The organism is Streptomyces sp. NBC_01460 (assembly GCF_036227405.1).
Taxonomy (GTDB): domain Bacteria; phylum Actinomycetota; class Actinomycetes; order Streptomycetales; family Streptomycetaceae; genus Streptomyces.
The window spans coordinates 7,333,798-7,346,007 of the sequence record NZ_CP109473.1 but is presented as its reverse complement, the minus strand read 5'-3'; the positions used below and the strand labels follow the sequence as shown (position 1 = coordinate 7,346,007).

General features: G+C 71.1%; 10 protein-coding genes and 1 riboswitch. Of the genes, 1 reads left to right on the top strand and 9 read right to left on the bottom strand.

The window, feature by feature from the left end; translation table 11 throughout:
* Positions 1-3 precede the first annotated feature (3 nt).
* A riboswitch (cyclic di-AMP (ydaO/yuaA leader) is annotated at positions 4-162 on the bottom strand.
* A gap of 414 nt (positions 163-576) precedes the next feature.
* Complete coding sequence (locus OG488_RS33080; protein WP_329235914.1) at positions 577-1,401, top strand: tyrosine-protein phosphatase; 825 nt, start codon at positions 577-579, stop codon at positions 1,399-1,401.
* A gap of 9 nt (positions 1,402-1,410) precedes the next feature.
* Here OG488_RS33080 and OG488_RS33075 read toward each other — a convergent pair whose 3' ends face one another.
* From OG488_RS33075 to hpnE, 9 genes are all read right to left on the bottom strand, one after another.
* The gene (locus OG488_RS33075) at positions 1,411-1,584 is read right to left on the bottom strand and encodes a DUF6126 family protein (protein WP_329235912.1); all 174 of its coding nucleotides are present in this window, start codon (positions 1,582-1,584) and stop codon (positions 1,411-1,413) included.
* A gap of 77 nt (positions 1,585-1,661) precedes the next feature.
* Positions 1,662-2,282 (bottom strand): helix-turn-helix domain-containing protein, encoded by a 621-nt coding sequence (locus OG488_RS33070; RefSeq protein WP_329235910.1) that lies wholly within the window; start codon positions 2,280-2,282, stop codon positions 1,662-1,664.
* Between the two features lie 71 nt (positions 2,283-2,353).
* Positions 2,354-3,748 carry an aspartate aminotransferase family protein gene (locus OG488_RS33065; RefSeq protein WP_329235908.1) on the bottom strand — a complete coding sequence of 465 codons (1,395 nt, stop codon included), beginning with the start codon at positions 3,746-3,748 and terminating at the stop codon, positions 2,354-2,356.
* Positions 3,745-5,655 (bottom strand): 1-deoxy-D-xylulose-5-phosphate synthase, encoded by a 1,911-nt coding sequence (gene dxs / locus OG488_RS33060; RefSeq protein WP_329235906.1) that lies wholly within the window; start codon positions 5,653-5,655, stop codon positions 3,745-3,747. The genes OG488_RS33065 and dxs overlap by 4 nt, the downstream gene beginning before the upstream one ends.
* A gap of 192 nt (positions 5,656-5,847) precedes the next feature.
* Complete coding sequence (gene hpnH / locus OG488_RS33055; RefSeq protein ID WP_329235904.1) at positions 5,848-6,867, bottom strand: adenosyl-hopene transferase HpnH; 1,020 nt, start codon at positions 6,865-6,867, stop codon at positions 5,848-5,850.
* A gap of 6 nt (positions 6,868-6,873) precedes the next feature.
* A complete protein-coding gene (locus OG488_RS33050; RefSeq protein WP_329235902.1) occupies positions 6,874-7,533 on the bottom strand; it encodes a phosphorylase family protein in 660 nt (219 codons plus the stop codon).
* A gap of 4 nt (positions 7,534-7,537) precedes the next feature.
* Positions 7,538-9,550 (bottom strand): squalene--hopene cyclase, encoded by a 2,013-nt coding sequence (gene shc / locus OG488_RS33045; RefSeq protein WP_329235900.1) that lies wholly within the window; start codon positions 9,548-9,550, stop codon positions 7,538-7,540.
* Positions 9,551-9,654: 104 nt separating this feature from the next.
* Positions 9,655-10,758: a polyprenyl synthetase family protein gene (locus tag OG488_RS33040; RefSeq protein WP_329235898.1), complete on the bottom strand. Its 1,104-nt coding sequence runs from the start codon at positions 10,756-10,758 to the stop codon at positions 9,655-9,657.
* On the bottom strand, positions 10,755-12,143 hold the full coding sequence (hpnE, locus tag OG488_RS33035; RefSeq protein WP_329235896.1) for a hydroxysqualene dehydroxylase HpnE: 1,389 nt from the start codon (positions 12,141-12,143) through the stop codon (positions 10,755-10,757). Before hpnE ends, OG488_RS33040 begins: the two co-directional genes overlap by 4 nt.
* Between the last annotated feature and the right edge of the window lie 67 nt (positions 12,144-12,210).

The following is a 12,210-nucleotide window of genomic DNA, read 5'->3' as shown; positions in this document are numbered from 1 at the left end:
GGGAATTCCTCTCCGGCGCCTGCGAGGTGAGCTGTCGGGTTCGGGCTGGAGATGCCCGGCCACGTGGTGCGCGACTTGACCCCAAGCCGTACCGGATCCCTCCGGCCGGCGGCCTACCTGGTTCCCCCGCTCCTGCCACACGTGAGTCGGTGCGGATTCCGGGCGGCGGCAGGATTAGGCGTTCCGTCCGGATTGACCGTGACCGTAAGCGAGCCGGGACGCCGCGAACAAGCCCCGCATTGCGGACCGGAATCGGCGCTTCAATTCCGGTGCGGAATTCCCGTCACACTCCGTGGATCCGGGATCTTGGCTTTCCGCACGGCGTCCGGAATACCTGTCGCGATCTCCGCCACGCACCGTCACGGATATGATCCCGCTCACCCACCTCACCCCATCTCCCGCACAAGCGGGGCATGTTCCGCTAAATACGCCAATACGGACATGTCATGGCCACCACCTACAGGGCGGACCGACACCTCTGCGACCGAGACGGTTGGCCGATGCAGCCATGTCGTATCGTCGCGAGCGTGCCCCCGTCGGCGAGCGGCGCCGACGCCCGACACCCCAGGAGCCCTTGTGACGCAGCTGCCAGAGGTCCCCCCGGCCGGCCCCGAGCCGACGGACGTCGACCTGACCGGTGTCCGCAACTTCCGCGACGTCGGCGGGCTTCCGACCATGGACGGCCGCACCGTGCGCTACGGGCGCCTCTACCGCAGCGGCCATCTCGCCCACGCCACGGAGGCCGACGCCACCTTCCTCTCCGGGCTCGGCCTGCACACGGTCTTCGACTTCCGCAACGCGGCCGACCACAAGCTCGACGGCCTCGACGTGGAGCTGCCGGGTGTCCGGAATGTCAGCATTCCTCTCTCCGACCCGGCCGACGGCGCGGAGTTCTGGCGGCTGGTGCGCGACGGGAACATCCAGCAGCTGCGCTCGATCCTGGCCGACGGCAAGGGGACGGACCGCATGGTCGCCTCGTACCGCTCGATCATCAAGGACCGCACCGCCGAACACAGCCGCGTGCTGCACGCCCTGGCGGAGGACAGCATGCCCGCGCTGATGCACTGTGCGGCCGGGAAGGACCGGGCCGGCCTCTCGGTCGCGGTCTCCCTGCTCGCGGTCGGCGTCGAGAAGGAGGCCATCGAGGCCGACTACCTCAAGTCGAACGACGCGCACCGCCGCTACAAGGTGAAGCGCAGCGACTCCTCGTCGGCGGGGATGTCCGACGAGGTGATGGAGCTGCTCAACCCCCTCTTCGGCGCCCACCCCGACTACCTCGGCGCCGCGTTCGCCGCCATCGAGGAGATCTGGGGCAGCACGGACCGCTACTTCCTCGAAGGCCTGAAGATCACCCCCGAGACCCGCGAGCGACTGCGTGAGCGGCTCGTCGAGGACGCGTGAGCACCGGGGTCAGCCCTTGCCGGCCACGGTGAAGAGAAGGAAGAGGAAGGCCGCGACCACGTGCCCGGCCACCAGGTAGGCGAGGAGCCGGATCACGACGCCGCGGGGCATCCGCCGCTCCTGGGTGTCCGCGCTCCTCGCCCTCCGGGGAGTCAGGGGGTCGTAGTGCTCCGAATCGGACATGACAGTCCTCTCTTCCGGCATCTGGGACCGGCGTGACGAACGGGACGGGACGTGCGGTGCGGGGTGCGTGAGCGGGATCAGAGCCGGTGGACCGTGCTGCCCAGGCACAGCTCGGCGGTGGGGCTCTGCAGCAGCGTGTGGACGAAGAGCAGGCGCGCCCCGCCGGCGTCGAGCGCTGCGATCCGGTGCGGGGTGAGCGAGTCGAAGTGCGCGCTGTCCCCCGGACCGAGGTCGTGGACGGTCTCGCCGAGCACGACCCGGAGCCGGCCGTCGAGGACGTACAGCCACTCCTCACCGGGGTGGACACGCACGAGGTCCCCCTCGGTGCCGTACGGGACGTGGACCCTCAGGGCCTGCATGGCGCGGCCCGGTCCACCGGCCTGCCGGTAGACCCAGCCGCCCGCTCCGGTGCCGCGCGGCGTGGCCTCGAGGCGACCGCCGCGGACGATCGCGTCACGTTCGGGCGGCATCTCCCCCAGGAGCTCGGAGACGGTCGTACCGTAGACACGGGCGAGGCCGAGCAGCATCGGCAGCGAAGGCTGTCTGCGGCCCGTTTCGAGCCGGGAGAGGTGGGCCGGCGAGAGGCCGGCCCGCCCGGCCGCCGCCTCCAGCGTGAGGCCGCGGTCGCGCCGCAGGTCGCGCAGGCGCGGTGCGACCCCGGGGAGCTCGTCGGCCACCCCTCCGTCAGGAGGATTCATACCTCCATTGGGCCAGGACCTTTCCTCTGAGGCAAATTTTTTGCCTCAGAGGCAAAGAAGCCCGGAGACGCTCAGCGGTTGGCGACGGCCTGTTTCACCAGGGTCCGGCCGAAGTCCCACATCAGACCACCCCCGCTGTGCGCGTCGTCCATGACGGCGGTGAACGCGGTCACGAAGCGGTCGACGTCCGGTTCCCCGATGACCAGCGGTGGAATCAGCTTGATCACCTCCAGGTGGTCTCCCGACACCTGGGTGAGGATCCGGTGCTTCTGCAGCAGCGGCACCACCACCATCTGCGCGAAGAGGCCCTTGCGGGCCGCCTGCAGCATCGTCCAGCGGCTGCGGAGCTTGAGGGAGGACGGCCGGCCGAACTCGATGCCGATCATCAGCCCGCGTCCGCGCACCTCGTGCAGCAGCTCGTAGCGGCCGACGAGCGCGGCGAGCCGCTCCCGCAGCAGGTCTCCGGTGCGACGGGCGTGCGCGACGGTCTCCTCCTGCTCCATCACCGTGAGGACGGCGAGCCCGGCCGCCATGGCCTGGGCGTTGGATCCGAAGCTCGCGGAGTGGACGAGGACCCGGTCCATGGAGGAGTAGACGCGCTTGAAGATCCAGTCCTTGCCGAGCGTGGCACCGACCGGCACGTACCCGCCGGAGAGCGCCTTGGCGACACAGAGCAGATCCGGTTCGACGCCTTCCTCGTGCTGGTACGCGTAGAAGTCACCGGTCCTGCCGAGCCCGGTCTGCACCTCGTCGGCGATGAGCACCGCCTTGTGCCGGTGGAGCAGTTCCTGCGCCTCCCGGAGGAAGCCGGGCGGTGAGGCGTGGACACCCTTGCCCTGGATCGGCTCCACGACGAGCCCGGCCACGTCACCGCGCCTCAGCTCACGCCGGAGGGCGTCGAGGTCGCCGAGCGCGATGGCGGTGTCGGGCAGGAGGGGCGCGAACCCGTCCCGGAAACCCGTCTCCCCGTTGACGGAGAGCGAGCCGGCGGTCAGCCCGTGGAAGGCGTGGTCGCAGTAGAGGATCCGCGGCTTGCCGGTGGCGTACCGGGCGAACTTCAGCGCTGTCTCGACCGCCTCCGTACCGCTGTTGCCGAAGAAGACCCGGTCCAGGTGCGGGCTGTGCGCCAGCAGCTTCTCCGCCAGCAGTCCGGGCAGCGGCTGGCAGTCGAAGCGGGTGAGGTCGGCGAGCGAGGCGTCCAGGACGTCGTGGAGCGCCCTGCGCACGACGGGGTGGTGCCTGCCCAGCCCCATCACGCCGAACCCGGCGAGCATGTCGAGGTAGTCGTTGCCCTCCGCGTCCCAGAAGTGCGCGCCCTCGGCTCTCTCGTAGACCTTGTCGAAACCGAGGGTGCGCAGCATCCGCGGCAGCTGGTGGTTGAGGTGCCGGGTGTGCAGCTCGTAGCGTTCGCCACCTCGTTCCGCGAGGAGCCGTGCCAGATCGAAACCCTGCTCGTCGTCCTTCATGACCCGTTCTCCTCAGGCACGTGCCGCTCTCCCCCTGCCGTGCGGCGCTCCAGCGCCGCACGGATCCGCCCGGCGACCTCCACCGGGGTGAGCCCGATCTCGGCCAGTACCTCACCGCGCCCGGCGTGCGCGAGGAACTCCTCGGGGATGCCGAACGTCCGAAGTGGTACGTCGACGTCCGCGTCCCGCAGGGCCTGTCCGACGGCCCAGCCGACTCCGCCGGTCCTGCTGTTGTCCTCGACGACCGCCACCAGCCGGTGTCGCGCGGCGAGCGGGGGCAGCTGCTCGTCGACCGGCTTGACCCAGCGGGGGTCGACGACCGTGCAGCGGATCCCGGATGCGGCGAGCAGATCGGCCGCCCGCAGGCAGAGCGGGGCGAACACTCCGACGGCCACCAGCAGGACGTCCGGATCCGGTGCCCTGTGCAGGACGTCCATCCCGCCGATCCGTCCGACCGCCGCGACGGACTCCCCCACCGACTCCTTGGGGAAGCGGATCACCGTCGGCGCGTCCTCGACCTCGACGGCCTCCCGTAGTTCCTCCCGCAGCCGGTCGGCGTCGCGCGGGGCCGCGATCCGGAGCCCCGGGACGACCTGGAGGACGGACAGGTCCCACATGCCGTTGTGCGAGGGACCGTCGACGCCGGTGACCCCGGCCCGGTCCAGGACGAAGGTCACCCCGCACCTGTGCAGGGCGACGTCCATCAGCAGTTGGTCGAACGCCCGGTTGAGGAAGGTCGCGTAGACGGCGACGACCGGGTGCAGGCCGCCGGTGGCCAGCCCGGCGGCGGAGACCGCGGCATGCTGCTCGGCGATCCCGACGTCCCAGATCCGGTCGGGGAACTCCGCCGCGAAGCGGGTCAGCCCGACCGGGTGCAGCATGGCCGCGGTGATCGCGACCACGTCCGGGCGCTCGGCACCGATCTCCGCGATCTCGTCGCCGAACACCGATGTCCAGGACGGCGCGGCGGGCACGACGAGTGGCTCGCAGGTCAGCGGGTCCATCCTGCCGACCGTGTGGAAGCGGTCGGCGTCGTCGGCCAGGGCGGGCGCGTAGCCACGGCCCTTCTCGGTGATGCAGTGCACCAGCACGGGGCCGTGGAACCGCTTGGCCCGCTGCAGCGCGGATTCGACGGCCGCGGTGTCGTGGCCGTCGACCGGTCCGACGTACTTCAGGCCCAGGTCCTCGAACAGGCCCTGGGGGGCGAACGTGTCCTTGAAGCCCTTCTTCGCCCCGTGCAGCGATCCGTAGAGCGGTGGTCCGATGACCGGGGTCTGCTGGAGCACGCCCTTGCCCCAGGACAGGAAGCGCTCGTAGCCGTCGGTGGTGCGGAGGGTGGCGAGATGGTTCGCGAGGCCGCCGATGGTCGGGGCGTACGAGCGCTCGTTGTCGTTGACGACGATGATCAGCGGGCGGTCGCCGGCCGCCGCGATGTTGTTGAGCGCCTCCCAGGCCATCCCGCCGGTGAGGGCCCCGTCGCCGATGACCGCCACCACGTGGTGCGGGCGGCCCAGCACCTCGTCGGCCTTGGCGAGGCCGTCCGCCCAGCCGAGGACGGCCGAGGCGTGGGAGCTCTCGATGACGTCGTGCTCGGACTCCTCGCGCGAGGGGTAACCGGAGAGGCCGCCCTTGCCGCGCAGCCTGGAGAAGTCCTGACGCCCCGTCAGCAGTTTGTGCACGTAGCTCTGGTGGCCGGTGTCCCACAGGATGCGGTCCACCGGTGAGTCGAAGACCCGGTGCAGGGCGATGGTGAGCTCGACCACTCCGAGGTTGGGGCCGAGGTGACCGCCCGTCCTCGTCACGGCCCGGATGAGGAACTCCCTGATCTCCTGCGCGAGTTCAGCGATCTCCGGCCTGCTCAGCGCCTTGAGGTCCTGCGGCCCCTTGATGGATTCCAGCGTCGTCACGCCCGGGCCCCTCTCCCTGGTCTGTTGTCGGCTCACGCTCGCGTCGTCGTCATCGACCGCGCCGGCGCCGGGATCTCCCCGCCGACGGCCACCGACCCGGCCCGGACGCGCCGCGAGGGGCGGCGTACCGTGAGCGGCCGGGCCGGGAGCGCGGGGAGACCCGGCGTGACCGGCTCTCCCGCGGTCATCACGTCACCGGTTCCCGCCGATCGTCTCCCGTGCCGCTCTCAGGGATTCCTTCAGCGATCCCATGGTGGCCAGCACCGCGGTGGGCTCGTATCCGCAGTGCGCCATGCAGTTGGCGCAGCGCGGGTCCTTGCCCCGGCCGTACTTGTCCCAGTCGGTGTCCTCGATGAGTTCCCGGTAGGTCGGGACGTACCCGTCGCTCATCAGGTAGCAGGGCCGCTGCCAGCCGAAGAGCGAGTAGTTGGGGATCGCCCAGGCCGTGCAGGGGAAGTCCGCCTTCCCCTCCAGGAAGTCCAGGAAGAGCGGGGAGTGGTTGAGCCTCCAACGGCTGCGGTTGCCGCCCGCGAAGGACTTCTTGAAGAGCTCGCGGGTCTGCTCCACACCCAGGAAGTGCTCCTGGTCGGGTGCCTTCTCGTAGGCGTAGGCGGGCGAGATCATCATCTCGTCGACCTTCATCTCGTCATTGAGGAAGTTCAGCACCTCGATGACGGTCTGGGGGGTGTCCGTGTTGAAGAAGGTGGAGTTGGTCGTGACCCGGAAGCCGCGTTTCTTGGCCTCCTTCATCGCCTCGACCGCTTCGTCGAAGACCCCTTCCTTGGCGACCGACTCGTCGTGCCGCTCACGGAGCCCGTCGATGTGCACCGCGAAGGCGAAGTAGGGGGAGGGCGTGAACTTTTCGAGCTTCTTGCGCATCAGCATCGCGTTGGTGCAGAGGAAGACGTACTTCTTCCTCGCCACCAGCTGACGTACGATCTCGTCGATCTGAGGGTGCATCAGGGGTTCGCCACCGGCGATGGAGACCATCGGGGCACCTGATTCCAGCACCGCCCCCACCGCTTGGGCTACCGGCATGCGCTGCTTCAGCACTCCGGCCGGGTGCTGGATCTTGCCACAGCCCTCGCACGCCAGATTGCAGGCGAACAAGGGCTCCAGCTCGACGATCAGCGGGAACTTCTCCCGCTTGCGGAGCTTCTGTTCGAAGAGATACGTCGCAACCTTGATGGACTGACGGAGCGGCATGGCCATCTGGGCTCACCTCCTGGGGAGCAGCAAAGATCGGTGCCATTCATGAAAAGCCGGAAGGACAGCACGGAGAACACGGAATGCCGATATTCCACCGCGGACCGTGCCGATGCGGACGAGCTCATGCTCTGGAGCGTCCACGACCACCCGTACGGCCGCAACCGGGCGTGGCCCGGTCCGTACGGCGGTGCGGAGGGTGGCGGCGGACTCCATGTCCACCGCGACCGCGCCGGTGGCCCTCAGGCCGGCCCGCTCCGGACCCCGCACGACGTGTCCCGAGCCGGCGAGCGGGCCGGTGTGGACCGTACGCCCTGGCACCGCCCTGACCAGCGCGTCGACCAGGAGGCCTGTGCCGGTGCAGGGCGTGGTGCCCGCTGCGTCCCTGGTCTCCTCGGCCACCACCAGGTCGCCCGGATGCATGCCGGGCTCCAGCCCGGCGCAGAAGCCGGAGGCGATGACCGCCGTACCCCCGGCCCCGTGCAGCCCCAGGGCCTCCCGGACGGCGTTCTCGGCGGCCCGGGGGCCCATCCCGGAGCTGATGATGCTGACGGGGCCGGGCCCGGGGAGTCCGCCCTTCCTCCCGGTGCGCAGGGCGAGACGCTCGATGCCCAGTGCGCAGGCGATCAGCAGCGGCGTGGTGGGTCCGGGCGGCTCCTGTGCACCACCCATGGGCTCAGACCCCCTTGCCGGCACCGGCGCCGATTCCGGAGGCGGTGGCGAAGGGGTCTCCGTACACGTACCGGCCGAGGGCCGTGAGGGGGAAGACCTGCCGGTAGAGGTGGTAGTTGATGGAGAAGTCCCAGGGGAAGCCGGTTCCGGTGAAGTGCGGCTCGTCCCAGGAGCCGTCGGCCTGCTGGGTCTCCGCCAGCCAGCCGACCCCCCGCTCCACGGACCTGCTCTCCCGCTCCCCCGCCGACAGGAGCGCGAGCAGGGCCCAGGCGGTCTGGGAGGCGGTGGAGCTGCCGTGGCCGATCCACTTCTCCTCGCGGTAGGAACGCAGGTCCTCGCCCCAGCCGCCGTCGTCGTTCTGGACGGACCTCAGCCAGTCGACGGCCCGCCTGACCGCGGGGTGCGCGGCCGGCAGCCCGGCGGCGATCAGCGCCGGTACCACGGACCCCGTTCCGTAGATGTAGTTGACGCCCCACCGGCCGAACCACGCCCCGCTCGCCTCCTGTTCGGCGAGCAGCCAGTCGATGCCGCGGCGGGTGCGGGGGTCGTTCGCCCTGCCCTCGACAGCGAGCATCTCGACCACGTGTCCGGTGACGTCGGCCGACGGCGGGTCGATGACCTCGCCGAAGTCGCAGAACGGCAGGCGGTTGGGGAAGGGGCTGGTGTTGTCCGCGTCGAAGGCTCCCCAGGCGCCGTTGCGCGACTGCATGCCGAGGTTCCAGCGCACGCCGCGCTCGATGGCTCCCTCGATCCTCGCGGGGTCGGGGTGCTGGACGCGGCGCAGCGCCAGGACGACTTCGGCGGTGTCGTCGATGTCGGGGTAGTTGTTGTTGTGGAACTCGAACGCCCAGCCTCCCGGGGCGAGTCCGGGCTTGCGTACGGACCAGTCCCCGGGCCGTACGATCTCCTCGCCGAGCATCCAGTCCGCCGCCCTGACGAGCGCCGGATGGTCGGGGCTCACCCCCGCGTCGGCGAGGGCGATGGTGGCGAGGCAGGTGTCCCAGACCGGGGACTGGCAGGCCTCGATCATGCGGGCGCCGTCCTCGCGCCAGACGGTGAACCGGTCGAGCGAGTCGAGTCCGGCCCGCATGACCGGGTGGTCGAGGTCGTAGCCCAGCAGGTGCAGGGCGATGACGGAGTACACGGCGGGCGGCTGGATTCCGCCCCAGCAGCCGTCGTTCTCCTGGCGTTCGATGATCCAGCGGGCGGCGGCGTTCATGGCGATGCGGCGCAGCCTGCGCGGAGCCACCTTGTGGTAGAAGTGCAGCGCCTTGTCGAGCCGTTGGAAGACACCGTCCCAACTGGCGGCGGGCGCCGTGGGTCCGGGCGGGTTGGGGCACGCCGGGTCGGTGTGCAGTTCGTCCAGGGTGAAGGGCGCCGGGCGTACGGGCCGTTTCGCGGACACGATGGTGAGCGGCACGATGGTCTGGCGGGCCCAGCAGCCGAAGTCGTAGATGTTGAGCGGGACCCACTTCGGGAAGAACATCAGCTCGGGCGGGAGCTCCGGCAGGTCGTCCCACTTCCACCAGCCGAAGAGCGCGAGCCAGATCCGGGTGAAGACCCGGGATTCCGCGATGCCGCCCTGTTCCCTGACCCAGCCCGCGGCACGGATCATGTGGGGATCGTCCGGTCTGTCCCCGGCCAGCCGCAGGGCGACGTAGGCCTCGATGGTGGCGGAGAGGTCGGGCGGCCCCTCGTAGAAGGTGTTCCAGGTGCCGTCGCCGAGCTGTTCGCCCCGGATGAAGCGGGCGGCGGCCTTGACGGTGTCCGGGTCCTGGATGCCCAGGAACTGACGGAGCAGCAGGTCCTCCGCGTCCATGGTGACGTTGGTGGCGAGGTCGCCCTTCCACCAGCCCTGCTCGTCCTGTCTGCCGAGGAGGTGCTCCACCGAGCGTTCCGCGGCCAGCCGCGCGACGGCGAACAGGTCGTCCGCGGCAGTGGTTGATTCGGTCGGATCGCTTGCCGAGGCTGCGCGGAGGTTCGCGGCCCCGGTGCTTCCGTCGGTCGTCGCTGTCATGGCTTCCCCTTCGTGCAGTCTGGTCCTCTGCTGTGCTGGGGTCTCCGTCGGCGGGCGCCCCGTGGGGCGCCCGCCGGCGACTGCGAGTCATATCTGGATGGTGATCATCTCTTTCGTACGACCACGAAGTCGGCGAGCTCGGTGAGCTGCGCCCGCACTCGTTCCGGCATGTCGACGCCGTGCAGCGCCTCGATGGCTACCGCGTGCTGACGGCGGGCTTCCTGGGCGGTCCACTCGCGGCCGCCCGCCTCCTCGATGAGTGCCGCACGGGCGGCGAACTCCTCTTCGGAGAAGCTGTCGAAGTCGGTGCTCCTGGCGTCGGCGGCGAGCAGCTCGCCCAGCCGCTCCGAGGCCGGTCCGCCCGCCGCGAGGGCGGCCACGACGGGCAGTGACTTCTTACGCTGGCGCAGGTCGCTCCAGGTCTGCTTGCCCGTCGACTCGGGGTCGCCCCAGATCCCGAGGAGGTCGTCGACCGCCTGGAAGGCGAGGCCGAGGTGGTAGCCGTACGCCTCCAGGACGTCGGCTGTGCGGTCGTCGGCTCCGCCGAGCACGGCTCCGATGGAGACCGCGCAGGCGAGCAGCGCACCCGTCTTGTTGCCCTCCATCTCCAGGCACTCCTCGACGGTGACCCGCTCGCGGTGCTCGTAGGAGATGTCCTGGGCCTGACCGTCGATCAGCTTGCGGCTGGCCGTGGTCAGCCTGCGGGCCGCCCGGCCGGCCTCGACGGTGCCGAGCTCCAGCAGGATCTCGTTGGCCAGCGCGAAGAGCGCGTCGCCGACGAGGATCGCCTGGGCGGGGCCGTGCACCTTCCACACGGTGTCGCGGTGGCGGCGCTGCTCGTCGCCGTCCATCAGGTCGTCGTGCAGCAGCGAGAAGTTGTGCACGAGTTCGACGGCTACGGCGCCGGGGATCCCTGCCTCTGCCGGGGCTCCCGCCGCTTCCGCGGACAGCAGGGCCAGCGCGGGGCGGACGGCCTTGCCGCCGTCGCCGTCGGCGGGCCGGCCCTGGGCGTCGATCCAGCCGAAGTGATAGGCCGCGACGGTGTCCATGGGCGGCGCCAGCCGGTCCACGGCAGCTCGCAGCACCGGCGCTGACAGGGCCCTTCCACGCTCCAGAAGCGCGGTGACGTCCGCGGTGTCCACCACGGTGTCGTAAGCCGGATTCGCCGGGGTCACAGACTCTCCTCTTGTTCCGGTGGTACTGCTCATGCCGCCTCCTGCAGCGGATGTTCGTGGGGCCGGCCGAGGGCCGCGAGCGCGGCGTCCGCGGCGGTGAAGCCGCTGCGGACGGCGCCCTCCATCGTGGCGGGCCAGCCGGTGGCGGTCCATGCTCCCGCCAGGTGCAGCCCGGGGGCGCGGGTGTGCGTGCCCGGCCGGAGGCGTCCCACCCCCGGTGTGGGCGCGAAGGTCGCGGTGCGTTCCCGGGTGACGAAGAAGTCGCGGATCCCGGCCCCTCGCGCCGCCGGGAGGAGCCGTTCCAGCTCGGGCACGTACCGCGTGCGCAGCTCGGCGACGGGCAGGTCGATCTCGTCCTGCGCGGCGGACTGGGAGACCGCGAGGTACTGGCCGCCTCCCTGGAGTCCGGAGGACGCCGTGCGGTCGAAGACCCACTGCACGGGCGATCCGAGCGCCGCGAAGAAGGGCCTGCGCAGCACCGTGCGGTCATAGACGACGTGCACGTTGAGGATCGGCGCGTCGGTGAGGTCGAGCAGCCGGCCCGGTTCGTCGAGCGCTCCCTCCGGCAGCAGCCGGTGGGTCTCGCCCTGGGGCACGGCGAGGACGACGGCGTCCGCGTCGATCGTCTCCCCGTCGGTCCCCACGGCCCAGCGGCCGTCCTCGGCGCGGGCGAGGGAGGTGACCCGGGTGCGCAGGTGGATCGCCACCCCCGCCGATTCCAGCGCCTTCCGGGCGAGGGTGTCGTGGAGGTCCCCGAGGGGTACGGCGGCCCAGCCGATGTCGGCGGCGCCCGGTTCGGAGAGGAGCCCCGTCTTGAAGACCTTCGCGGCCAGCGCCATGGAGGCGTGCGGCGCGGTGGCGTTGAGCGTGGCGACGCCGACGAGGTCCCACAGGGCCTCGATGGTGCGGTCCGACTGACCCTGGCGGCGCAGCCAGGTGGCGAAGTCGATGCCGTCGAGCGCGGGGTCGGCGGGGTCGAGACGGCCGAGGGCCAGGGCGGCGCGGGCGACGCCGGCCTTCTCCGCGAGCGAGAGGTGAGGGTAGGCGGCGAGCCCGCCGGCGAGGTGCAGCGGTACGGGCAGCGCGGTGCGGCGCAGCCGTCCGAGCCGGGGCCCGGCGGGCCGGCCCACGTCGAGCACGGGCACGTCGAGACGGTCCTGGAGCGGCGCGAGGTGGGTGCCCTCGATCCGGTCGAGGAACCAGCGGTAAGCCGTGCAACAGCGCAGGTAGACGTGCTGGCCGTTGTCGACGGAGAGGTCGCCGCGACGGAAGGAGAAGGCGAGGCCGCCGAGCCGGGGGCGCCCTTCCAGGAGGGTCACGTCGAGCCCCGCGTCGGCGAGCCGCAGCGCCGTGGTGACGCCGGCGAGGCCGCCGCCGACGACCACGGCACGGGAGGACCGAGGGCTCCGGCCGGTCATGCCCGCTCCCTTCGCCGGGTCGCCGCGGTCATCGGCTCACGCCGCGCCGTCGCAGAGAGGGACGCAC